22 protein-coding genes are annotated in these 22,705 nt (G+C 73.9%); 12 read left to right on the top strand and 10 right to left on the bottom strand.

The window, feature by feature from the left end; translation table 11 throughout:
• Positions 1-138 precede the first annotated feature (138 nt).
• Positions 139-780, top strand: coding sequence for a TetR/AcrR family transcriptional regulator (locus tag ACFVZH_RS01725; RefSeq protein ID WP_384891516.1), 642 nt, complete (start codon positions 139-141; stop codon positions 778-780).
• Positions 781-790: 10 nt separating this feature from the next.
• Here ACFVZH_RS01725 and ACFVZH_RS01730 read toward each other — a convergent pair whose 3' ends face one another.
• Together ACFVZH_RS01730 and ACFVZH_RS01735 are read right to left on the bottom strand one after the other, a co-directional pair.
• Positions 791-2,242 (bottom strand): dihydrolipoyl dehydrogenase family protein, encoded by a 1,452-nt coding sequence (locus ACFVZH_RS01730; RefSeq protein ID WP_384891519.1) that lies wholly within the window; start codon positions 2,240-2,242, stop codon positions 791-793.
• Between the two features lie 145 nt (positions 2,243-2,387).
• Positions 2,388-4,049 (bottom strand): alpha/beta hydrolase, encoded by a 1,662-nt coding sequence (locus tag ACFVZH_RS01735; RefSeq protein ID WP_384891522.1) that lies wholly within the window; start codon positions 4,047-4,049, stop codon positions 2,388-2,390.
• A gap of 308 nt (positions 4,050-4,357) precedes the next feature.
• Here ACFVZH_RS01735 and trxA point away from each other — a divergent pair, with 308 nt between their 5' ends.
• On the top strand, positions 4,358-4,723 hold the full coding sequence (trxA, locus tag ACFVZH_RS01740) for a thioredoxin (RefSeq protein WP_384891525.1): 366 nt from the start codon (positions 4,358-4,360) through the stop codon (positions 4,721-4,723).
• A 239-nt stretch (positions 4,724-4,962) separates the two neighbouring features.
• On the opposite strand, the gene ACFVZH_RS01745 is transcribed toward trxA, so the two are convergent.
• The 3 genes from ACFVZH_RS01745 to ACFVZH_RS01755 form a co-directional block, all read right to left on the bottom strand.
• Positions 4,963-6,150, bottom strand: a complete 1,188-nt coding sequence (locus tag ACFVZH_RS01745; protein WP_384891528.1) for a thiolase family protein — start codon at positions 6,148-6,150, stop codon at positions 4,963-4,965.
• Positions 6,151-6,302: 152 nt separating this feature from the next.
• Positions 6,303-6,572, bottom strand: a complete 270-nt coding sequence (locus tag ACFVZH_RS01750; protein WP_384891530.1) for a hypothetical protein — start codon at positions 6,570-6,572, stop codon at positions 6,303-6,305.
• 90 nt (positions 6,573-6,662) lie between these two features.
• Positions 6,663-7,697: a LacI family DNA-binding transcriptional regulator gene (locus ACFVZH_RS01755; protein WP_384891532.1), complete on the bottom strand. Its 1,035-nt coding sequence runs from the start codon at positions 7,695-7,697 to the stop codon at positions 6,663-6,665.
• Between the two features lie 155 nt (positions 7,698-7,852).
• Between ACFVZH_RS01755 and ACFVZH_RS01760 the strand changes: the two genes are divergently transcribed.
• The 4 genes from ACFVZH_RS01760 to ACFVZH_RS01775 all read left to right on the top strand — a co-directional run bounded on the left by ACFVZH_RS01760 (position 7,853) and on the right by ACFVZH_RS01775 (position 11,636).
• The gene (locus ACFVZH_RS01760; protein ID WP_384891535.1) at positions 7,853-9,127 is read left to right on the top strand and encodes an MFS transporter; all 1,275 of its coding nucleotides are present in this window, start codon (positions 7,853-7,855) and stop codon (positions 9,125-9,127) included.
• Positions 9,128-9,177: 50 nt separating this feature from the next.
• Positions 9,178-9,885: an alpha/beta fold hydrolase gene (locus ACFVZH_RS01765; protein WP_384891538.1), complete on the top strand. Its 708-nt coding sequence runs from the start codon at positions 9,178-9,180 to the stop codon at positions 9,883-9,885.
• Between the two features lie 41 nt (positions 9,886-9,926).
• The gene (locus tag ACFVZH_RS01770; protein ID WP_384891726.1) at positions 9,927-10,130 is read left to right on the top strand and encodes a hypothetical protein; all 204 of its coding nucleotides are present in this window, start codon (positions 9,927-9,929) and stop codon (positions 10,128-10,130) included.
• Between the two features lie 84 nt (positions 10,131-10,214).
• Positions 10,215-11,636, top strand: coding sequence for a flotillin family protein (locus ACFVZH_RS01775; protein WP_384891729.1), 1,422 nt, complete (start codon positions 10,215-10,217; stop codon positions 11,634-11,636).
• Between the two features lie 422 nt (positions 11,637-12,058).
• On the opposite strand, the gene ACFVZH_RS01780 is transcribed toward ACFVZH_RS01775, so the two are convergent.
• The gene (locus tag ACFVZH_RS01780; protein ID WP_384891540.1) at positions 12,059-12,889 is read right to left on the bottom strand and encodes a TIGR02452 family protein; all 831 of its coding nucleotides are present in this window, start codon (positions 12,887-12,889) and stop codon (positions 12,059-12,061) included.
• 242 nt (positions 12,890-13,131) lie between these two features.
• On the opposite strand from ACFVZH_RS01780, the gene egtA reads away from it, so the two are divergent.
• The 4 genes from egtA to egtD are packed head-to-tail and all read left to right on the top strand — an operon-like array spanning position 13,132 to position 17,466.
• Positions 13,132-14,391: an ergothioneine biosynthesis glutamate--cysteine ligase EgtA gene (gene egtA, locus ACFVZH_RS01785; RefSeq protein ID WP_384891543.1), complete on the top strand. Its 1,260-nt coding sequence runs from the start codon at positions 13,132-13,134 to the stop codon at positions 14,389-14,391.
• The gene (egtB, locus tag ACFVZH_RS01790; protein ID WP_384891546.1) at positions 14,388-15,752 is read left to right on the top strand and encodes an ergothioneine biosynthesis protein EgtB; all 1,365 of its coding nucleotides are present in this window, start codon (positions 14,388-14,390) and stop codon (positions 15,750-15,752) included. Before egtA ends, egtB begins: the two co-directional genes overlap by 4 nt.
• Positions 15,752-16,504: an ergothioneine biosynthesis protein EgtC gene (gene egtC, locus ACFVZH_RS01795; RefSeq protein ID WP_384891549.1), complete on the top strand. Its 753-nt coding sequence runs from the start codon at positions 15,752-15,754 to the stop codon at positions 16,502-16,504. Before egtB ends, egtC begins: the two co-directional genes overlap by 1 nt.
• Positions 16,501-17,466: an L-histidine N(alpha)-methyltransferase gene (gene egtD, locus ACFVZH_RS01800; protein ID WP_384891552.1), complete on the top strand. Its 966-nt coding sequence runs from the start codon at positions 16,501-16,503 to the stop codon at positions 17,464-17,466. Before egtC ends, egtD begins: the two co-directional genes overlap by 4 nt.
• On the opposite strand, the gene ACFVZH_RS01805 is transcribed toward egtD, so the two are convergent.
• The 3 genes from ACFVZH_RS01805 to ACFVZH_RS01815 all read right to left on the bottom strand — a co-directional run bounded on the left by ACFVZH_RS01805 (position 17,361) and on the right by ACFVZH_RS01815 (position 20,471).
• Positions 17,361-18,266, bottom strand: a complete 906-nt coding sequence (locus tag ACFVZH_RS01805) for a lysophospholipid acyltransferase family protein (RefSeq protein ID WP_384891554.1) — start codon at positions 18,264-18,266, stop codon at positions 17,361-17,363. The genes egtD and ACFVZH_RS01805 overlap by 106 nt on opposite strands.
• Entirely contained in the window at positions 18,263-19,084 is an 822-nt protein-coding gene (locus ACFVZH_RS01810; protein WP_384891557.1) for a GNAT family N-acetyltransferase, read from the bottom strand. The genes ACFVZH_RS01805 and ACFVZH_RS01810 overlap by 4 nt, the downstream gene beginning before the upstream one ends.
• Before the next feature lie 136 nt (positions 19,085-19,220).
• Positions 19,221-20,471: an extracellular solute-binding protein gene (locus ACFVZH_RS01815; protein ID WP_384891560.1), complete on the bottom strand. Its 1,251-nt coding sequence runs from the start codon at positions 20,469-20,471 to the stop codon at positions 19,221-19,223.
• 278 nt (positions 20,472-20,749) lie between these two features.
• On the opposite strand from ACFVZH_RS01815, the gene ACFVZH_RS01820 reads away from it, so the two are divergent.
• Entirely contained in the window at positions 20,750-20,965 is a 216-nt protein-coding gene (locus ACFVZH_RS01820) for a dodecin (RefSeq protein WP_384891563.1), read from the top strand.
• Between the two features lie 24 nt (positions 20,966-20,989).
• Here ACFVZH_RS01820 and ACFVZH_RS01825 read toward each other — a convergent pair whose 3' ends face one another.
• A complete protein-coding gene (locus ACFVZH_RS01825; protein ID WP_384891566.1) occupies positions 20,990-21,478 on the bottom strand; it encodes a hypothetical protein in 489 nt (162 codons plus the stop codon).
• A gap of 125 nt (positions 21,479-21,603) precedes the next feature.
• Here ACFVZH_RS01825 and ACFVZH_RS01830 point away from each other — a divergent pair, with 125 nt between their 5' ends.
• The gene (locus ACFVZH_RS01830; protein ID WP_384891569.1) at positions 21,604-22,623 is read left to right on the top strand and encodes an MsnO8 family LLM class oxidoreductase; all 1,020 of its coding nucleotides are present in this window, start codon (positions 21,604-21,606) and stop codon (positions 22,621-22,623) included.
• Positions 22,624-22,705: the final 82 nt, after the last annotated feature.

Here is a 22,705-nt window from a genome sequence, read left to right on the forward strand (position 1 = left end):
GCGATGAGTTCGGGCCACGTCAAGACCTTGGGGGGCTGCGGTTAAGGTCGATCTCGCACGCAGCGCCGTACGCAGAGGCGCACAGCGGCACGCAGAGACACGCAGTGGCTCACGGATCGGCAGGACGGGGACGGCGCGGTGGCAGGCGCGGCACGACGACGGGACGGAAACGTCACCCAGGAGCGGATGCTGGAGGAGGCGATGACGGCGATCGCCGAGGACGGCCTCGCCACGCTCACCATGTCCGCGCTCGCCGAGCGGCTCGGCACGAGCGGCGGCCACATCCTGTACTACTTCGGCAGCAAGGACCTGCTGCTGCTCGCCGCCCTCCGCTGGAGCGAGGCCGCGCTCGCCGAGGAACGCCGGGCGCTGCTGGCCCGCCGCCTCACCGCCGAGCGCAAGCTCGACCTCTTCCTCCGGCTCTACCTGCCGCGCGGCCCCCGTGATCCGCGCTGGACGCTCTGGATCGAACTCTGGGCCCGTACCCCCGGCAACGGCGCGCTCCGCGAAGCCCAGGTCGAACTGGACCGGGGCTGGCAGGAGGACCTGGAGGCCCTGCTGGCGGCGGGCGTCGCCCGCCGCCGCTTCGCACCCCTCGACGCCCCCGCCCGCGCCTCCGAACTCCTCGCCCTGCTCGACGGGTTGAGCACCCGCGTCGTCCTGGGGCAGGAGTCCCGGAGCGATCCGCGCCCCGCCCTGGAGACGGCCCGCTCGGCCGCCCGGCTGCTGATCGCGCCGTACGGCTCCGGGGACGCCGGAAGCCGTACGGCGGAGGTGTGATGACTGAGCGTCAGCCCCGGTACGCCTCCAGGAGGCGGAGCCACGCCTCGCTCAGCGTGGGGTAGGACGGTACGGCGTGCCAGAGGCGCGCGATGGGGACCTCGCCGGTGACGGCGACGGTCGCCGAGTGCAGGAGCTCGCCGATGCCGGGGCCGACGAAGGAAGCGCCGAGGAGCACCTCCCGGTCGAGGTCGACGACGATCCGGGCGTGCCCCCGGTAACCCTGGGCGTACAGACCGGCCCCGGCGACCTGCCGCATGTCGAGGTCGACCGCCCGGACCCGGTGCCCCGCGCGCTCGGCCTCGGCGAGGCTCAGCCCCACGGCGGCCGCCTCGGGGTCGCTGAACACGACCTGCGGGACGGCCTCGTGGTCGGCGGTCGCGGCGTGCGCGCCCCAGCGGCCGGTGTCCAGGGGCGGGCCGCCCTGCGCGCGAGCGGCGATCGCGGCTCCGGCGATCCGGGCCTGGTACTTGCCCTGGTGCGTCAGGAGCGCACGGTGGTTGACGTCCCCGACGGCGTACAGCCAGTCGCTTCCGGTGACCCGGAGGCTGTCGTCGACGTCGAGCCAGGAGCCCGGGGCGAGACCGACCTTCTCCAGGCCGATGTCGTCGGTGCGCGGGGCCCGGCCGGTCGCGAACAGCACCTCGTCCCCCTCGACGTGGTCACCGCCCTCCAGGACCACGGTGACCGGGCCGGTGCCCCCGTCGCGCACCACGGCGGTGACGACGGCGCCGGTGCGGATGTCCGCGCCGCGCGTCTCCAGGGCGGCGGCCACGTGCTCGCCGACGAACGCCTCCATGCGCGGCAGCAGCCCGCCGCCCCGCACGAGCATCGTCACCTTCGACCCCAGGGCCTGCCAGGCGGTCGCCATCTCCACGCCCACCACTCCCCCGCCGACCACGACCAGCCGCTCGGGCACCCGGTCGGAGCTGGTCGCCTCGCGACTGGTCCAGGGGTGCGCCGCGGGCAGTCCGGGCAGCTCCGGGAGGACGGCACGGGTGCCGGTGCAGACGGCCACCGCGTGCCGGGCGGTGAGCACATGGCGCTCGCCCTCCGGGCCGACGACCTCCACCCGGCGCGGCCCGACGAACCGGCCGTGCCCCCGGAACACCCGGGCACCGACGGACTCCAGCCAGTCGACCTGTCCGTCGTCCTTCCAGTGGCCGACGACGGCGTCCCGGTGGGCGAGCACCTCCATCGCGTCCAGCGGTCCGTAGACCGACTCGCGCAGGCCGGCGACCTTGCGGGCGTCGGAACGGGCGATCGCGGGCCGCAGGAGCGCCTTGCTCGGCATGCAGGCCCAGTACGAGCACTCGCCGCCGATCAGCTCGCTCTCGACGACCGCCGTGCTGAGGCCGGCCGCCCGCACCCGGTCGACGACGTTCTCGCCGACCGGGCCGGCGCCCAGGACCACCACGTCGTACTCGAGCCCGTCTTCCACCGCGTCCACCGTTCGTGTCATGGGTCCCAGTCTGCTGGCAGGGGTGGGGAATGGCACGGCTCGATACGCCGGTGAGCCGTGCCATTCCCCGGGGAAGCGCGGGACCGTCGCCAGGAGGCCCCGGACGCGGCTCGGAGCGGGTCCTCAGAGGCCGGTCATGGTGGTGTCAGAAGCGGGCCTTCCCGTCCGGGAGCCCCTGAGGCGCCGGGAGCGGGAGCCGCTGTGCGTGCCCGTTCTCGGCGGCAGGGGTGCGGCAGACGGCGTCCCGGGCCGGCAGCCGCCCCGTGACCAGGTAGGCGGTGGCGGTCGCGTCGGCGCAGGACTGCATCCCGTAGACCCCGTGGCCCTGGCCGCCCAGGACCGTCACCATCCGGGCGCCCTTCATGGCCCGGCGCAGTCCCTGGCCGCTGACCAGCGGCGTCTGGGAGTCCCATTCATTCTGCAGGATGAGGGCGCCGACGGAGTTGTTCACCCGGGTGGCAGGCTCGGAGCCGTCGCCCCAGAACGCGCAGGGCTTGATGTGCGACGCGAAGTCCCCGTACAGCGGGTACCTGGCCTTGTCGCGGATCGCGTCGCGGCGGTACCGCTCCGGGTCGCGGGGCCAGGCGCGGGTGTCCGCGCACACCACGGACCAGAACGCGGCGTCCATGTTGTCCGGCGGGACGGCGTCGGCCGAGGTGCCGAGCGAGGCACCGAGGGAGGCACTGGCCGTGGTGCCGACCGGGGCGAACGACGGCGGTACGGGAGCGGGTCGCCCGCTCTGCCTGGGCGATGCCGGGGTCCGGCCGGCGGCGGCCTCCTTGAGGCGGACGATCGCCTCCGCCGCGTACGCCACGTCGAAGAACACGGCCCGGCCGGCGCGGATGTCGTCGCCCGTCAGGGCGGTGCCGTCCAGCACGATCGGCTCACGGTCCGCCCGGGCGACCAGTGCCCAGAACGTCGCACGCACCTCGGCCGGGGTGCGACCGAGCCCGTACGTCTCGTCGCGGGCGGCGGTCCACGTCGCCCACCGGGTGAACGCCGGTTCCGCGCCCTCGGCCCACACCTGGATCATGCCGCGCCAGATCCGCTCCGGGTCGACCGCGCTGTCCAGGACGAAACGGTCGGCGCGCCGGGGGAACATCTGCGTGTAGACGGCGCCCAGGTACGTGCCGTACGAGTACCCGAGGTACGAGATCTTCCTCTCGCCGAGCACGGCGCGGATCACGTCCATGTCACGTGCGGTGTTGCGGGTGGTGAGGTGGGGCAGTACGGCGCCGTTCCTCGCCCGGCACTTGGCCGCCACGGTCTGCGCCCACCGGACGTCCTTGCCGAACGTCGCCGCCTTGTACGGGCGTTGCCATTCCCGCTCGTCGTCGTTCAGGCCGCAGCCCACCGGGGAGCTCCGGCCGACGCCCCGCGGATCGAAGCCGACGAGGTCGTACCGCTTCTTCACGTCGTCCGGCAGCATCGGCGCCATCCACACCGGCATGTCCAGGCCCGATCCACCCGGGCCGCCGGGGTTGAGCAGCAGCACACCGCGCCGGTCCCGGGCGCTGGTCGCCTTCGTCCGGGACACCGCGACGGAGAGGGTCCGGCCGCCGGGGCGGGCGTAGTCGAGCGGCACCTCGATCGTCGCGCACTCGAGTTCGGCGGGGGTCTCGCCCCCGCAACGGTTCCAGTGCGGCTTCTGCCGCGTGTACCTCCGCAGAGCGTCGGCCGCGGGGGCGCCGGTGCCGGCGGCCGCGGCGGTGCGGGGCCGGGGGTCGGCCGCGGAGGCCGCGGCGGGCGTGAGAGCGGGTAAGAGCGTCGCGAGGGTGCCGATGGCCACGACGGGTGCAATTCGCATGCTTCGCACAGTCAGTCAGGTCCTCGTGGAAGGTGGACGTTCGAACCCAACCACCCTTTCGCAAAAGACAGTTCGGCGAATCCTCCCTCAGGGGGGGCACTCTCTCCGACCGCAGGAGGATCAGGCACCGGCCCGCTCGACGGCGTCCCGTCGGCCAAACCCGCGGTCACGTCCACCACGTCGCGGGTCATGCCCTCCCGGTCCGCCGGCAGGGGGGCGGAATAGCTCGGCCCGTTTCGCCGTTGTGCCGGGCGAGTCCCCAGGGGACCGTGAGGACACCGCCAGGAGCCCCCGAAAGGCAGGAAAGCATGAGCACCGTAGAGCTCACCAAGGACAACTTCGACGAGGTCGTGAGCGGCAACGGATTCGTCCTGATCGACTTCTGGGCTTCCTGGTGCGGTCCCTGCCGTCAGTTCGCCCCCGTCTTCGAGGCGGCCTCCGAGCGCCACGAGGACCTGGTGTTCGCGAAGGTGGACACCGAGGCGCAGCAGGAGCTGGCGGCCGCGTTCGAGATCCGCTCGATCCCGACGCTGATGATCGTCCGCGACAACGTGGCCGTGTTCGCGCAGCCGGGCGCGCTGCCGGAGGCGGCCCTGGAGGACGTCATCGGCCAGGCGCGCAAGCTGGACATGGACGAGGTCCGCAAGTCCATCGAGGACGCCAAGGCGAAGTGACGCACCGGGCGCAGCGCTCGGGACGTGATCCCCGGGGCGCGACCGGCCGGGCGCGGCGCGCGGGATGCGACCCTAGGGACGCGACCCGCGGGACGTGGCCGCAGGCATGACCCCCGGGTCACGACCTCCGTGAGACGGCAGAGGGGTACGGGAGAGCGCTGAGCCTCCCGTACCCCTCTCGTGTGTCACCGCTCACCGCTCACCGCGTCACCGCGTCGGCGCGTGTCCGGGGGCTCGGGTCAGCGCTCCAGGACCAGCGCGAGGCCCTGGCCGACGCCGATGCAGAGCGCGGCGAGGCCGGTGCCGGAGCCCGCCGCCGCGAGCTGGTGCGCGACGGAGCCGGCCAGGCGGGCACCGGAGGCGCCGAGCGGGTGGCCGATGGCGACGGCGCCGCCGCGCGGGTTCACGATCTCGGGATCGAGTTCCGGCCATTCGGCGAGGCAGCCGAGCGCCTGGGCCGCGAACGCCTCGTTCAGCTCGAAGGCGCGCAGGTCGGCGAAGGAGCGTCCGGACTTCTCCAGGGCGCGGCGGACCGCCGCGACCGGGCCGAGGCCGAAGAGCTGGGGCTCGATGCCGGTGACCGCGGAGGTGCGGATGCGGGCGAGCGGCTCCCGGCCGGTCTCGCGCAGCCCGTCCTCGTCGACGAGGAGCAGGGCGGCGGCGCCGTCGTTGAGCGGCGAGGAGTTGCCCGGCGTGACCGTGCCGCCCTCGGGGCGGAACGACGGCTTGAGCCGGCCGAGCGCCTCCATGGACGTGGCGTCGCGGATGCACTCGTCACGGGCGAGGTCCACGCCCGGGTACGGGACGACCTCGTCGGCGTACAGGCCCTTCTCCCACGCCTCGGCGGCCTTCCGGTGGCTCGCGAGGGCGAAGGCGTCCTGCTGCTCGCGGGTGATGCCGTGCTTGTCGGCGACGAGTTCGGCGCCCTCGCCGAGCCCGACCGTCCACTCGGCGGGCATCCGCGGGTTGGTCATGCGCCAGCCGAGGGTGGTGGAGTGGAGCTGCTGGTGACCGGCGGGGAACGCCCGCTCGGGCTTCTGCAGCACCCAGGGGGCGCGGGACATCGACTCGACGCCGCCGGCGATCGCCACCGAGGCGTCGCCGAGCGCGATGGCGCGGGCCGCCTGGATCACGGCCTCCAGGCCGGAGCCGCAGAGCCGGTTGACGGTGACGCCGGGCACCGAGACGGGCAGCCCGGCGAGCAGGACGGCCATCCGCGCGACGTCGCGGTTGTCCTCGCCGGCGCCGTTGGCGTCGCCGAAGTACACGTCGTCGACGCGCGCCGGGTCGAGCGCGGGCGAGCGTTCGACGAGGGCCTTCACCACGTGGGCGGCGAGGTCGTCGGGGCGCACCTGGGCGAGGGCGCCTCCGAACTTCCCGATCGGGGTGCGGACGGCGTCGACGATGTAGACGTCGCGGATGCTCATCGGTTCTCTCCCACGTGGCCTGCGTGACCTTCGGAACGACTCTGTTCGCCTGGTGAAATAAATTTCGCCAGCATGCGCGCGCAGAGTCTGCGTCCGGCGGCCCGCCGTGTCAACGGGCCGCTTCCGGACGTCGGGGAGGAGGCGGCGGCACGTCAGTCGCGGTCGACGGGGCGGACCAGCGCCGTCAGGCCGTAGTCGAGCTCGCGGCCGTCGACGAGGAGTGCCTCGACCGTCTGCGTCTCGGGGTCGATGTCGGCCCTGAGGCCGTGCCCCTCGTAGATCGGGTAGCCCGTCTCGCCGTGCCGTCCGGTGGCCTCGACGACGGCCGTGCGGACAGCGCTGTCCGTCACGGAGGCGCCCCCGCGGTCCTCCACGTGCGCGGCCACCAGCAGGATCTCGAAACGCTTCGGAACTGTGCTCATGCACCGACGCTAAGCGCTCGCCCGGACTCCCGCCGGGTGACGCGGGCCCCGCCGGGGCCGCCCCGCCCGGGGCCACCCGGCGCCGAGCGCTCAGCTGGACTCCCGCCGCACGACCCGCGAGTCGAGCAGGGAGCGGGCGACCGGCGGAGCCTCGGGTTCCCGCACGGCGCGGTCGACGAGCTCGGCCAGCTCGCGGCCGAGCACCATGTCGATCGCGACGGTGCTGAGCCGGGGGCGCAGCAGCCGGCCGAGGAGCAGGTCGTCGGCGCCGACCACGGCGGTCTCGCCGGGTACGGAGATCCCCTCGTCCTGGAGCGCCCGCATGAGGAGCATGGCGTACTCGTCGTTGTAGGCGAAGACGGCGTCGAGCCCCTCGGCGCGCCACCGCGCGGCGAGCGCCCGTGCCGACTCCTCGTCGTACCGCAGCGGAAGGGGTACGACGGTGGCGCCGGTGCCCTCGGCGGCGCGGCGGGCTCCCGCGAGGCGGGGCCCGGCGAACATGTCGAGGCCCGGCTCCTCCGGGACGACGACGCCGATCCGGCGGCGGCCGGTCTCCACCAGGTGGGCGGTGGCCACCTCGCCGACCCGTCCCTGGTCCATGACCAGGGCGTGGGTGCCCTCGACCCGCTGGGTGCCGAGGGTGATCACGGCCCGGGCCCCGGAGCGCTTGAGGATCTCGACGCCCTGCGCGGTGAGCTCGGCCTCGCCGAGCGAGACCACGGCCACGGGCCGCAGCTCGGCCCAGGCGCGGGCCGCCTCCTCGGCCTGGAGGCCGACGCTGCCGTACTGCACCACGGTGTAGTCGAGGCGCCGCAGGGCCCACTGGAAGTCGTTGAGGAACTGGCTGTACAGCGGTCCGACCGGGACGGGGGCGGTCGGCAGCAGGACCATCCGGCTGTGGCCGGCGCGCAGGCTGCGGGCGGCGGCGTGCGGCACGTACCCCAGCTCCTCGGCCGCTTCCCGGACCCGGCGGCGGGTGGGTTCGCTGATGCGGACGGCCGCGGTGTTGTTCAGGACGTACGAGACGGTGGCCCGGGAGACGCCCGCCAGGCGCGCGACGTCGGCGCTGGTCGGGATGGCGCGCGCGGCGGGGCGGTCGGGGGACTGTTCGGTTGGCTGACTCATCGCTTCGGCATCTTTCCAGAACAATCCGGCACAGGGTCTGGCGGATGGCCGGAAGTGAGTGCTACACAGTGCTCACACGTGTCACTGACACGTGTAACTGTACCGTTCAATCCGCTCCTCGCCCCCTCGTCGGGCGATCTCCCCAGGAGGGCACCGTGGCCCTTTCCTCCCCCGGCACCGGCTCCGGCACCGCGACGCCCGGACCCGCCGCCGATACGGCCGGCTCCCCCGCCGCCACCCGGCCGACGCGCGGCCTGCTGACCCTGCTCCTCGCCGGCAACACCGCGATGTACGCCCTGTACATCGGCGTACCCGGCCTGCTGCTCGCGCTCCAGATCGAGGCCATCGACCCGGCGGACAAGGTGGCGAACTTCGGCCTCGTCGCCGGCATATCCGCGATCTTCGCGACCGTCTTCAACCCGGTCGCGGGCGCCCTCTCGGACCGCTCGGGACGGCGCAACCCGTGGATCCTGACCGGCGGGCTCCTGGCCCTCCCGGTGATGCTGCTGCTCGGCAGCGTCCACACGATCCTGCTGGTCACCATCGTCTGGTGTCTGGGGCAGGCGGTCATGAACGTCTACCAGGCCGCCATCACCTCCGTGGTGCCCGACCGGGTGCCCGTCGCCTCGCGCGGCAAGGCGTCGGCGGCCGTCGGCCTCGGCCTGCCCATCGGCTCGACGATCGGCGCGCTCGTCGGCGCGGCCTTCTCCGAGCACTACCGCACCGGGTACCTGGTGTTCGGCGCGATCGTCGCGGCCACCGCCGTGCTCTTCACGGTCTGCGCCCGCGAGGAGCGCATGCCCCCCAGGGCCGCCCTGCCGGTCAAGGAGCAGATCGCGGCCTTCGGCAGCGCGCTCAAGGACCACGACTTCCGCTGGGCGTTCATCGGCCGGGCCCTCCTGGTCCTCGGCTACTTCGCGGTCGCCGGCTTCCAGCTGTACATCCTCAAGGACCACGTCGACCTGCCGGCCGGGCTCACCCCCGAGGAGGCGGTGGCGATCCTCATGCCGCTCAACTCGGTCGCCATGGTGGTGTCCACGGTGCTCGGCGGCTGGCTTTCGGACCGCTACGACCGGCGCAAGCTCTTCGTGGGCGCGTCCGCCGCGCTGGCCGCCGTCGCCCTCCTGATCCCGGCCGTCTCCGCGAGCTGGACGGCGATGCTCGCCTTCTCGGTCGTCAACGGCCTCGGCTTCGGCTGCTACATGGCCGTCGACACCGCTCTGGTGACGATGGTGCTGCCGAAGGCCGAGGACGCCGCCCGCGACATGGGCGTCCTCAACGTGGCCAATGCCGGCCCGCAGATCGTCGCCCCCTTCGTGGCCTCGCTCGTCGTCTCGCTCAGTGGCGGATACACGGCGCTCTTCCTGATCGCGGCCGTACTGTCGGTGCTCGGCGCGCTCGCCGTGCGCCCCATCCGCAGCGTCCGCTGACCCCGGTCGGCGGGCACCCAGCACCACCGAGCACGACGGAAGGCGGCACCGTGCGCCTGCACACCACCACCTGGGGATCCGGGGACCGGATCGCCCTGCTCGTCCACGGCCTCATGGCCGACCACCGCACCTGGCGGAGGGTCGGGCCGGCGCTCGCGGAGCGCGGCTACCGGGCGATCGCGGTGGACCTGCGGGGGCACGGCGCCAGCGGACGGGCGCCGGGGACGGAGGGGTACCGGCCGTGCGACCATGCCGACGACCTCGTCGAAACCCTGCAGTCCGGAGCCGAGTTGGCCGTCGGGCACTCCCTCGGGGCGCTCGTCCTGGCCCAGGCGGTGGAGCGGCTGAAGCCGGCCCGCGCGGTCTACTCCGACCCCGCCTGGCACCTGGGGGCCGGGCCCGCCGGCTTCCGGGCGGAGCTCTTCGTCCGGGGCAGGTCGATGACCAGGGAGCAGGTCAAGGGGTTCAATCCGCACTGGGCGGACGAGGACCTCGACGTCGAGATGGCGTCGGTACGGGACTGGGACGAGCGGACGGCGTACGCCCTGGACGCGTTCAGGGGCGCCGACATGTGGCCGGCCGGCGCCGTCGTACCGTCCCTCGTCACCCTCGCCGACCCGAGTACGCTCGTCCCGCCCGGCGCGGCCCGGATGCTGGAGGGGCGCGGATTCGCCCTCCGTACGGTGGCCGGGGCCGGACACACCGTCCACCGGGACGACTTCGACGGGTTCATGTCCGCGCTGGAGGGCTGGATCTGACGTACCGTTCAGGCATGGACGACGCGTCGATGGACTCCTCGATGGTGGGACTGCTCGGCCGGGTGACCGGCACCGTCGGCCCCGGCCTCGTCGGTGAGGTGATCGTCCGGATCCGGGGCGGCGCCGAGCACTTCCTGGCCTATGCGGCGACGCCGAAGGAGCGGATCGAGACCGGGACGGTGGTGATGGTCATGGAACATCTCCCTCCACGCACCGTCTATGTCACAGCCGCGTACGACAGTTGACCGAACCGTTGAGTGCGCGCCCGTCACGGGCGCACACTCCCTTCACCGGATCCGTTCGGCTCCGGTGAAGGGGGAACCATGCCCATGGGCATCGGCATTCTGGCGGGCGTCGTCGTCGGCGCCTTCGTCGTCGTCATCACCGTGTTCAAGATGATGTGGCGCGTCGCGGAACCCAACGAGGCGCTGATCATCTCCGGTTCCAACCACAAGAACGAGGGCCTCGGCGCGGGCATGGGGTTCCGCATCGTCACCGGCCGCGGCACCCTCGTCATGCCCGGCGTCCAGGCGGTGCGCAAGCTGTCGCTCGACCTCAACGAGACGCAGCTGTCCGTCGAGTGCGTCACCCACCAGGGCATTCCGCTCAAGGTCCGCGGTGTGGTGATCTTCAAGGTCGGTGACGACTTCGTGTCGATCGCCAACGCCGCCCGACGCTTCCTGGACCAGCAGAAGCTCATGAGCGAGCGGGTGCACATCGTCTTCGCCGGTCATCTCCGTGCCATCGTCGGCGGGTTGACCGTGGAGGACATGATCCGTGACCGGGAGAAGCTGACCGGGCAGGCCCGTTCCGCCTGTGGGACGGAGATGGAGAAGCTCGGTCTGATCGTCGACTCGCTGCAGATCCACGAGATCGAGGACCCCACCGGGTACATCAAGAACCTCGCCGCCCCGCACGCCGCCGCCGTCCAGCGGGACGCGCGGATCGCGCAGGCGGAGGCCAACCGGCGGGCCACCGAGGCCGAGCAGCAGGCCGCGGCCCGGATGTCCGAGGCGACCAGGGACAGCGAGATCCTCCAGGCCGGATACCAGGCCGAGCGGGACCAGGCGTCCGCCCGGGCCCGGCAGGCCGGTCCGCTGGCGGAGGCGGCCTCGCGGCAGGAGGTCGTCGTCCAGGAGACCCGGGTCGCGGAGCTGGAGGGACACCGCAAGGAGCAGCAGCTCCAGGCGGAGGTCCGCAAGCCGGCCGACGCCATGGCGTACGAGACCCGGACACTGGCCGCGGCCGAGCGGGACGCCCGGATCTCGGCGGCCGAGGCCGAGGCGAAGGAGACCGAGCTCGCGAGCGCGGCCCGGGCGACGGCGACGCGCCTCACCGGTGAGGCGGAGGCGGCGGCGCAGCACGCGAGGGGGCTCGCGGTCGCCGAGGCCACGCGCGCGAAGGGCCTGGCCGAGGCCGAGGCGATCAAGGCCCGCGCGGCGGCGCTCGCGGAGAACCAGGAGGCCGTCGTCGCGCAGCAGCTGGCCGAGAAGTGGCCGGAGATCGTCTCCGCCGGGGCCTCCGCGTTCGGGAACGTGGACCAGATGGTGCTGCTCAACGGCGCCGACGGCATGGCGGACGTGTTCGCCAAGGCGCTGACGATGGGCGGTACCGGGCTCGGTCTGGCCCGGCAGCTGCTCTCGACGATGAACCCGGCCGGTCAGGACAGGCCGGGTGGGACGACGGTGCCGGCGCAGCCCGCCGGGCGGCCGGAGGAGAGCGTGGAGATCACGGTCGGCGACGGCGCGTAGTCCGCACCGACCGGGGAGTGACGGACGGGGCCCGGCGCCTTCTCGGCGCCGGGCCCCGTTCTCGTACTCCCGTCGGCTGCCCTGCCCCGCTCACCGACTCCGGGCCGGTGCGTGGCCGGTCGGCTCCCGCCGGGTGACCGGCCTCAGTTGTGGCCGAACTTCCGCTCCTTGCGGTGGGACGCGTGCTCCACGAGGGGCATCGAGCTCTCTCTCGCGGGGGTCGCCGTCTGTTCCTTCGCTGCGGCTTCGGTGCGGTGCTCATGACCGCCGGTACGGGCTCCCCGATTGCTCCGGGTCTGTTTCTTGCCCACGATCGTGCCTCCCGTGAGGGGTCTCGGACTGTGGTCCGTGTCCCCTCAGCCTGGCACGGGGGCCCAAAAGGCGCATGTCAGGCCATTCGGGAGGGGTGGGGGAGGGCTCGGTCAGGGTGTGCGGTCCAGGACCCGTGCGAAGGCGGCGCGCGTCCGCGCGCCGGAGGAGCGGTCGAGCACGGCGAAGACGACCTCCTCGAAGTGGCCGGCGAAGCGGCCGTTCCCGGTGAGCAGCCGCTGGAACGCGCCGGCGACGTCCGCGGGGTCGTTCATGAAGACCCCGCATCCCCAGGCGCCGAGGACGAGCCGCCGGTAGCCGGCGGCGGCCGCCGTCTCCAGGACCCGTTCGGAGCGGGAGGCGAGGGCGGCGGGCAGCCGGTGGGCGCGTTCGGGGGTGGTGCGGCGAACGACCCCCGCGTTGGGAGCCGGCGAGGTGAGGAAGCCGACCGTGAAGGGTGCGGCGAGCAGGGCGCCGTGGTCGTCACGGAAGACCGGCACGCGGGGCGAGTGGATGACGCGGTCGGTGTAGAAGACGTCCCGGTCGGCGCGGTGGTGGGCGTAGTAGTCGGGGGCGCGCAGCAGGGTGGCGTGGAGGGCGGAGGCCCTGCAGAGGGCCTCCTCCTGGGCCTGGGCGCCGTTGAGGTAGCCGCCGCCGGGGTTGCGGGCCGAGGCGAAGTTGAGGACGGCCACAGGGCGGGTGGCGTCGGCCGCGGTCATCCTGCGGGCTGCCGCGAGGCTGCTCTCGCCGGTGACGTCGAGGGTGGGCGTGCGGTCGGTGTCGGGGGTGACGGCGACGGGCCCGGGGCCGTGGAGGCGGGTTCCGGACAGGGCGGCGGCCAGGTCTTCCGCGAGGGAGACGGTCCGTCCGTCCGGGGCCTGGTAGTGGCCCGTGGCCACGATCTCCTCGGTCTGCCGCGCGATCGCGCGCAGTCGTGCGCTCATGCCCTCAGGATGATCGTTTCGCCGTCGGCGGGGCAACGGGATTTCCCGGGATGCCGCACGGGTGCGTCCCGGGAACGCGGGCGGGACGGGCCGGGATGCCGTGGAGGAAGGGGTTTCGGCCGCGTGGGGGCACAGGGGGAGCACGCGGGGCGTCCGGGGCGCTCTTGCATGCCGGTCGGCGGTGGCTTTAGGTGGAAGCAGGGACTTCCCGGGGGCTGTCCCCATGACCAGGAGGTGCACGGATGGCGTCGAGCGGCATACCGCGTGGCGGGCCGCCTCTCACCGAGGGAGAGGCCGAGGACCTGCTGCGATGTATCTGCTTCAAGACCGGCCCGCCCCGCACGGTGGGGGCGGAGCTGGAGTGGCTGGTGCACGACCTGCGGGACCCGCGGGCACCCGTACGGCCGCCGCGGCTCGCGGCGGCGGTCGACTCCGTACGGTCGCTGCCCCTGGTGTCGGCCCTGACGTTCGAACCCGGCGGGCAGCTGGAGCTCAGCTCGCGCCCGGCCGGCTCTCTCATGGAGTGCCTCGATTCCCTCGCCGCGGACCTGCGGTCGGTGCGGGGCGCGCTCGGTCCGCTCGGTCTCACGCTCAGCGGGTACGGGGTGGATCCCTGGCACGCGCCGCGTGAGCGGGTGCTGCACGAGCCTCGTTACGACGCGATGGAGACCGCGCTCGGCCGTACCGGTCCGGCCGGGCGGGCGATGATGTGCGACTCGGCGTCGGTGCAGATCTGTCTCGACGCGGGTGTCGAGGAGCCGGGTCCCCTCGGCTACCACCGGCGGTGGCGGCTGGCCCATCTCCTGGGCGCGGTGCTCGTGGCGGCGTTCGCCAACTCCGCGGTGCACGGCGGCCGCCGGACCGGCTGGCGTTCGACGCGGCAGTCGTTCTGGGCGGATCTCGACCCCCGGCGGGCGCTGGCGCCGTCGCCGGACGGGGAGCCTCGCGCCGAGTGGGCGGCGCATGTGCTCGACACCCCGGTGCTCTGCGTGCGGGCCGAGGAGGGTCCGTGGGCCGTCCCCGAGGACCTGTCCTTCCGCGAGTGGCTGCGCACGGGGCTCCCGCGCCGGGCCGACGCGGACGATCTGCGCTATCACCTGACGACGCTCTTCCCGCCGGTCCGGCCGCGCGGCCATCTGGAGCTGCGGATGATCGACGCGCAGTCCGGTCCCGACGGCTGGATGGTGCCGGTGGCCGTGACGACGGCCCTCTTCGACGACCCGGAGGCGGCGGAGGCCGTCTACCGGGCGCTCAAGCCCCTCGGGGAGCGGGCCGGTCCGGGTCCCGCACCGCGCAATCCGCTCTGGCACGCGGCGGCCCGCGACGGTCTCGCCGATCCCGAGCTGCACGCCGCCGCCCGGACGGTGTTCGCCCTCGCGCTCGACGCGCTGCCCCGGATCGGGGCGAGCGAGGAGGTGCGGCGCGCGGTCGCCGCCTTCCACGAACGGTACGTGATCCCCGGGAGCTGCCCGGCCGACGAGCTCCAGGCGGTGACCTCATGACCGGTGGCACGGGGAACGAGAGCGGCACGGTGAGCGCGAGCCCGGCCGGGGCCGACGGCGGTCCGGAGGCCCTGCGGACGCGCGCCCTGGACGCCCTGACCGTCGCGCGGGAGCGGACGGCGCTGCTCACCTCCTGCGTGGAGGACGGCGAACTGACCGCGCAGCACTCCCCTTTGATGTCGCCGCTGGTGTGGGACCTGGCGCACATCGGCAACCAGGAGGAGCAGTGGCTGTGGCGGGCGGTCGCCGGGCGTGACGCGCTGCGGCCCGAGATCGACTCGCTCTACGACGCCTTCGAACACCCGCGGGCCAGCCGCCCGTCCCTGCCCCTGCTCGCGCCGGGCGAGGCCCGCGCCTACGCGGCGGACGTACGGACCCGGGTGCTCGACGTGCTGGCGAGCGCGCCCCTGGAGGGGCGGCCGCTGCTCGACGCGGGCTTCGCGTTCGGGATGATCGCCCAGCACGAACAGCAGCACGACGAGACGATGCTGATCACCCATCAGCTCCGGAAGGGGCCGGCGGCCCTGACCGCTCCCCCGCCGCCGGCGCGGCGGTCGGGGCCGCTGCCGCCCGAGGTGCTGGTGCCCGGTGGCCCGTTCACGATGGGCACCTCGGACGAGCCGTGGGCGCTGGACAACGAACGGCCGGCGCACCCCCGCCTCGTGCCCGCGTTCCACATCGACACCACACCGGTCACGAACGGCGCCTACCTGGCGTTCATCGCCGACGGGGGCTACACGGAGCGACGCTGGTGGCGGCCGGAGGGCTGGGCGCAGATCCGGGAGCACTCCATCGGGGCGCCACTGTTCTGGCGCCGGGAGGGCGGCCAGTGGCTGCGCCGCAGGTTCGGGGTGACGGAGCCGGTGCCCGAGGACGAGCCGGTGCTGCACGTGAGCTGGTACGAGGCGGACGCGTACGCGCGGTGGGCGGGCCGCCGGCTGCCGACGGAGGCCGAGTGGGAGAAGGCCGCCCGGTACGACCCGGTGTCCGGGCGTTCGCGGCGCTATCCGTGGGGCGACACCGATCCGGGTCCGGAGCACGCCAACCTCGGGCAGCGGCACCTGCGGCCCGCGCCCGCGGGCAGTTACCCCGAGGGTGCGTCGCCGCTCGGGGTACGGCAGTTGATCGGCGACGTGTGGGAGTGGACGGCGAGCGACTTCCTGCCGTACCCGGGGTTCACGGCCTTCCCGTACAAGGAGTACTCGGAGGTGTTCTTCGGGCCGGAGCACAAGGTGCTGCGCGGCGGCTCGTTCGCGGTGGACCCGGTCGCCTGCCGGGGCACGTTCCGCAACTGGGACCTGCCGGTGCGGCGCCAGATCTTCTCCGGATTCCGTACGGCGCGCAGCGCGGAGCTCGACTGATGTGCCGTCATATCGCCTTCCTCGGCGAACCGGTGGCGCTCGGCGAGCTCCTCGTCCGGCCGGAGCACGCGCTGCTGCGCCAGTCCTGGGAGCCCCGTACGCAGTCCAGCGGGGTGGTGAACGCCGATGGCTTCGGCGTGGGCTGGTACGCCGAGGGCGACCCGGTGCCCGCGCGGTACCGGCGGGCGGCGCCCATCTGGGGCGACCTGTCGTTCGCGGACCTCGCCCGGGTGGTGCGCTCGGGTGCGCTGCTCGCCGCGGTCCGGGGCGCCACCCTGCCGGGCGCCGACGGGGAGGCCGCGGCGGCGCCGTTCGCCGGCGGGCCCTGGCTGTTCAGCCACAACGGCGCGGTCGCCGGCTGGCCGGGCTCGCTCGCCCCGGCGGCCGCGGCGCTGCCGGCCGAGGAACTGCTCTCCCTGGAGGCGCGCACCGACTCGGCGCTGCTGTGGGCGCTCGTGCTGCACCGGCTGCGGGCCGGGGACGCGCCCGGCCGGGCGCTCGCGGACACCGTGCGGGACGCCGCCGCCGCGGCGCCCGGGTCCCGGCTGAACCTGCTGCTCACCGACGGCGCCACCATCGCCGCGACGACCTGGGAGAACGGCCTCTGGTACCTGACGGGTCCCGACCGGGTGGTCGTGGCCTCCGAACCGTACGACGACGATCCACGCTGGCGGGAGGTGCCCGAGCACACGCTCGTGACCGCCACCCGCGCCGACGTCACCCTCACCCCGCTCAAGGAGCCATCCGCGTGAGCCCGTTCCAGCTGACCCGCACCCTCGCCCCCGACGCCGCCGGCGCCGATCTGCGCGCCGACGTCCTGCACGGCCTCGCCCACTCCCCCAAGGAACTGCCGCCGAAGTGGTTCTACGACGCCCGGGGCAGCGAGCTCTTCGAGGAGATCACCCGGCTGCCCGAGTACTACCCGACCCGGGCGGAGCGGGAGATCCTGGCGGACCGGGCGCCGGAGATCGCCGCCGCCACCGGGGCCAGGACCCTGGTGGAGCTGGGTTCCGGCTCCTCGGAGAAGACCCGGTTCCTGATCGACGCGCTGCTGCCCGGGCTGGACAGCTACGTGCCCGTGGACGTCAGCGAGTCCGCGCTGACGGGGGCGGCCGAGAAGCTGCTCGCCGAGCGGCCGGAGCTGCGGGTCCACGCGCTGGTCGCCGACTTCACCCGGGGGCTCGGACTGCCCGGCACGCCGGGGCCGCGGCTGGTGGCCTTCCTCGGCGGCACGATCGGCAACCTGCTGCCCGCCGAGCGGCGGACCTTCCTGCGCTCGGTGCGGGCGATGCTCTCCCCGGGGGACGCGCTGCTGCTCGGCACGGACCTGGTGAAGGACGAGGGGACGCTCGTCGCCGCGTACGACGACGCGGCCGGGGTGACGGCGGCGTTCAACAAGAACGTGCTGTCCGTGATCGACCGGGAGCTGGGCGCGGACGCCGATCCCGACGACTTCGACCATGTGGCGGTGTGGGACACCGAGCACGAGTGGATCGAGATGCGGCTGCGCGCCCGCCGCGCGCTCACCGTGAAGATCCCGGAGCTGGATCTCGTGGTGCCGTTCGCGGCGGGCGAGGAGATGCGGACGGAGGTGTCGGCGAAGTTCCGTCAGGCGGGCGTCCGGGCGGAGCTGGCGGAGGCTGACCTCGATCTGGACCGCTGGTGGACGGATGGCGCGGGCAGGTTCGCGCTGTCCCTCGCGACGGCGCGCTGAGCGGCGGCGGCGAGCGCTCTCCGGTCCGGGTGCCGGGCGGCGGGTATCCGCGCCGGTATCCGGACCTCGGCGGTGAGGCGGCGGGCGGTGACCACCCGCCACAGCGAGGCGCCGAGGGGGTCGTCACCGACGTAGGCGGCCGCCCCGGCGGGCCGGTAGTCGATCCGTACGGGCTGGACGTCGGCGCCGCTGTCGAGCGCCGCCTGGAACGCGGCGGGACGGAACCGGCCGGCGGCCCGGCCGCACCAGGTCGACCCCTCGGGGAAGACGACGACCCGGCCGCCGGCCGCGAGGATCCCGGCCATCCCGCGCACCGCCGCGGGCAGCGCCCGAAGGCCGTCCCGGTCGAGGAAGAGGGTGCCGCCGAACGCGGCGAGGACCCCGAGGACCGGCCAGCGGCGGACCTCCGCCTTGGCGACCATCCGGCCGGGCAGCACGGCCGCGACGAGGGGGATGTCCAGCCAGGAGACGTGGTTGGCGACGACCAGGAGCGGGCCGGTGGCCGGGCCGGGCGGCTCTCCCTCGTACCGGACGCGTACCCCGAAGGCGCGGACCACGGTCCGCACCCAGCGGCGGACGAGGGCGAGCCGGGCGGCGGCGGGGAGCAGCGCGGCGGCGGGGGCGAGCAGGAGGCCGAGGAGGACGGTGCCGGTGCCGGCGGTCAGCCGGAGCGCGGCGAGGACGGCTCCGGCCGCGGCGTCCGCGTGGTCACGGCCGGCCGGGTGCGGATGGGCGGCGCAGTGGCCGGGGGTGCAGGGTGCCGTGGGGAGCCACGGCGAGGGTGCCGTGGACCCGTTCACCGCGCCGGGGCGAGCGACAGGAAGTGGTTGAGGTAGCGCGGGTTGGTGCGGCGCAGCGAGAGCAGGACGTAGAGGTCGGCGACGCCGAAGTCGGGGTCGTGCGCGGGGGCGCCGCAGACCCAGGCGCCGAGCCTGAGGTAGCCGCGCAGGAGCGGCGGCAGCTCGGTGCGGCCCTCGGGGCGGGTGATGCCGTCGGGGTTCCAGAGTTTGTGCGGGGTGACCCAGTACTCCTCGGGGGCGAGGTGCTTGGCCTTGACGGTGTCCCAGGTGGCGGCGGCGAGGGTCCCGCCGTCGGCGAGCGGGAGGGAGCAGCAGCCGGCGAGCCAGTTGTGCCCGGTGCTGGTCATGTAGCGGGCGAGTCCGGCCCAGATGAGGGCGATGACCGCGCCGTTGCGGTGGGCGGGGTGGACGCAGGAGCGGCCGACCTCCACGAGGTCGTGCCGGACGGGCGCGAGCCGGGTCAGGTCGAACTCGGTCTCGGAGTAGAGGCGTCCGGCGACGGCGGCCCGTTCGGGCGGCAGGATGCGGTAGGTGCCGACGATCTCGCCGGTGGTCTCCTCGCGTACGAGGAGGTGGTCGCAGTAGGCGTCGAAGGCGTCGGTGTCGAGGCCGGGCTCGGGCCCGTCGATCCGGGCGCCCAGTTCGCCGGCGAAGACCAGGTGGCGCAGCCGCTGGGCGGCCCGCACCTCCTCCTGGTCGCGGGCGAGTCCGACGAGGTACCGGGGGGCGGGCTGCTGCTCCGCGCGGGCGCCGGGCTGTGCGGGGACGGCGGGCGCGGGCGTCGGTGCGGGGACGGCGAGCGTGGTCGGTGCGGTCATGACGGGCTCCTCCGGCGGGCGGAAGGGGAAGGGGCGGGCCGGGCCGCTCGCGCGGTGGCCCTGCCCCTACTTCTTCCGTGACCGGCTGGATTCGAGTTGGCCGTCCGGGGGATCGCGGGTGTGCGAACGCTGAATGCTATTCGGCGAGCGTGTCCGTGATGGCGGTGGACGCCTGCTGGGCCGCCTTCAGGGGGTCCTCGCCGGTCAGGACGGCCGTCATGTACGGCTTGATGGGGTTGTCGCCCTCGACGCTGGCCCACTGCGGGGAGTTGGGGGTGGCCCGGCCGCGAGCGGCGGCCTTGGCCATGACGGCGGTGGCCTCCTGGCCGGCGACGACGCCGGCGAGGCTCTTCTTGTTGGGGACGTATCCCATGGTGCGGGCGAGTTCGGACTGCCACTTCTCGCCGGCGAGGGCCTTGACCACGTCGATGGCGGCGGAGCGCTGGGGCGCGTTCTCCGGGATGATGAGGTCGGATCCGCCGGTGAAGACGGCGCAGGGCTGGTCGGCCTTGGCGCCGGGTATCGGGAAGTAGCCGAGCTTGTCCTTGAGGTCCGGGTTGGCCTTGAGGATGGCGGCGACGGCGCTGGGGGTGGCGATGAGCTGGGCCACGTCGCCCTTGGCGAAGACGTCGGCCTGCGGCGGGTTCTGCTCGTCGGCGTTCTTGGGGCCGGAGCCGAGGGCCTGGAGCTGCTTGTAGTAGGCCATGCCGCGCCGGGCCGCCGGGGAGGCGAGGGCGCCGGTCCACTCGCCGCCCTTGTCGACGGCGAGTTCGCCGCCCTCGTCCCAGATGAATCCGGCGAGGGTGTACCAGTCCTGTCCGGCGAGGTAGATGCCCTGGTTGCCGTCGCGGTTGAGCTTCGCGGTGTCGGTGAGCCATTCGGCGCGGGTGGCCGGCGGCTTGTCGATGCCGGCGTCGAGGAACAGGTCCTTGTTGTAGATGACGATGCGGTTGGCCGCGTACCAGGGGATGCCGTACTGGGAGCCGCCGATGCTGCCGGGCTGCGCGAGACCGGGCAGCCAGTCGTCGCTGCCGAGGTCGCGCACCGACTCCAGTGTGAGGTCGAAGAGCTTCTCGGTGTCGGCGTACTGGGCGACCTGGGTGTTGCCGACCTCGATGACGTCCGGGCCGCCGGAGCCCTTGATGGCCTCGGTGACCTTCTTCCCGATGCCGGTCCACTCCTGGATGGTGACCTTGAGTTCGACGTTGTCGTGCTCGTCCTCGTAGGTCTCCGTGAAGCGCGTGAGGAAGTCCTCGCTGACGCTGTCCCGCATCAGCCAGATGTTGACGGTCTTCGTCTGGCCGCCTCCGCCCGGCAGCATGCCGCACCCGGCCAGGGCGAGTGCGGTGGCGACTGCCAGGGGGCAGGCGAGATGGCGGTTGTTCACGTGGGTCACCTTCTGCGGTTCAGCACAGGGGCGTGCGGCATGGGGGGCTGACCCGACATGGGGGGACCGAACGGGGTGTTCGCGCGGGTATGTGGCCTGGATTCTGGTCTGGACCAACCAGATGGTCAAGTCCTTGACCATCCCGTTCCGTCCGCGGACGCACGATCTACGCCCTTACCGCCGGTAGCTCCCCGGGCTCCGCCCGGCCCCCGTCGTGTCGCGCGCCGCCGTGCCCTGGGGCACCGTGGAGGGAACGTACCGAGAGGAGTTCGGCCCCCATGTCGAATCACACCTACCGCGTCACCGAGATCGTCGGCACCTCCACCGAGGGCGTCGACGAGGCCATCCGCAACGGCATCAAGCGCGCCTCGCAGACGCTGCGGGGCCTCGACTGGTTCGAGGTCACGCAGGTACGCGGCCACATCGTCGAGGGCGCGATCGAGCACTACCAGGTCGGCCTGAAGGTGGGCTTCCGCCTGGAGGACGAGGACTGACCGGCCGGGCCCCCGACGCCCGGATCAGGTGCGGCCCTCCTTCTCCTGCGCCTCCTTCAGCGCCTCGGAGGGCTCCGCCCAACGCGCGCGTACGACCCGGAAGCCGGCCTCCTCCGCCGCGTCGCACACCGCCAGGTCGTCGTCGACCAGCATCCTGACCGCGCGGTCGGCGGCCAGGCGGCGCAGGATCTCCACCTTCGTCACCCGGGCCGGCCGGAAGTCGCGGTTGCGGCGCATGTGGACCGGCCCGTCCGGAAGCCCCTGCGCGGCCAGCCACTCCACCGTCGCGCGGCGGCAGCGCTCGGGCCGCCCGGTCAGGTAGACGACCTCGCACTCCTCGGCCGCCTCCAGACAGAGCGCGACGCCCTCGTCGAGCGGCGGGTCGCCCGGCGCCGCCGCGAAGAAGGCTTCCCAGTCCTTGGGCTTGCGCTCCAGGAAGTGCTGGCGGTGCGCGGTCGCGGCCAGCGTGTTGTCCAGGTCGAAGACGGCCAGGGGCCTGTTGTCCGATGTCACGGACCCCAGCGTAGGAGCCGCCGGGCGGGGCCGCCCCTGAATGCCGCCTCGGGCCGCGCCGCTCCGGAACACCGCCTCGGGCCGCGCCCCGGGAATCCCTCCCGTCCCCCGGCGTTGAACCCGGTGTGAGCACCTTCCTCGACGGCATCCGCTTCTCCGTTCTCGACCGGTCGCGCACCCGGGTGGGCGAGGACGCGCCCCGGGCGCTGCGGAACACCGTGCGCCTCGCCCAGGAGGTGGAGGCCCTCGGCTACCACCGCTTCTGGGTGTCGGAGCACCACGGCGTCCCCGGGGTGGCCGGCTCGGCGCCGACGGTCCTGGCCGCGGCCGTGGCGGCCGCCACCTCCTCCATCCGGGTGGGCACCGGCGGGGTGATGCTGCCCAACCACCGGCCGCTGGTCGTGGCCGAGCAGTTCGGCGTCCTGGAATCGCTCTTCCCGGGCCGGATCGACATGGGGGTCGGGCGTTCGGTGGGCTTCACGGACGGCGTCCGCAGGGCCCTCGGGCAGGACAAGGACGAGGCCGACCGGTTCGCGGACCGGCTCGCCGAACTCCTCGGCTGGTTCACCGGCGACCGGACGGCGCACCCCCAGGTGCACGCCCGGCCCGCCGAGGGCCTGCGGGTGCCGCCGTTCGTCCTCGCGACCGGGGAGGGCGCGGGGATCGCCGCGGCGGCCGGGCTGCCCCTGGTCATCGGCGACCTGCGCGGCCGCGACCGGGTGCTGACGGCCGTCGACGGCTACCGCGCCGCCTTCCGCCCGTCCCCCTGGGCCGCCGAGCCGTACGTCGTCGTCGCCGGGACGGTCGCGGTGGCCGCCACCGAGGAGGCGGCTCGGCGGCTCCTCGTCCCCGAAGCCTGGTCGCTCGCGTACGCGCGCACCCGGGGCGACTTCCCGCCGCTCGACGCGCCCGAGCGGATCGAGACCCTCGTGATGACGGAGAAGCAGCGCGGTCTCTACGAGGCCGGCCTGCTCGGCCACATCCACGGCACGGAGGAGCAGGTGGCCGAGGCTCTGGAGGAGGCCGTCAAGGAGACGGGGGCGCAGGAGGTACTGGTCACCACGAGCACCTATGACCGGGCCGCGCTGAGCGACACGTACCAGAGGCTCGCGAAGGCGGTCGGCCTGGCACCGCGGGGCGCCTGACAGACTGGACACCACCCCGCCTGACCAGCGGAGCGGCGACGGCGACCCCTGCCCCGGCCGACACGCTCGACGGTCCCGACCG

Source organism: Streptomyces sp. NPDC059534, assembly GCF_042743475.1.
Lineage (GTDB): Bacteria > Actinomycetota > Actinomycetes > Streptomycetales > Streptomycetaceae > Streptomyces.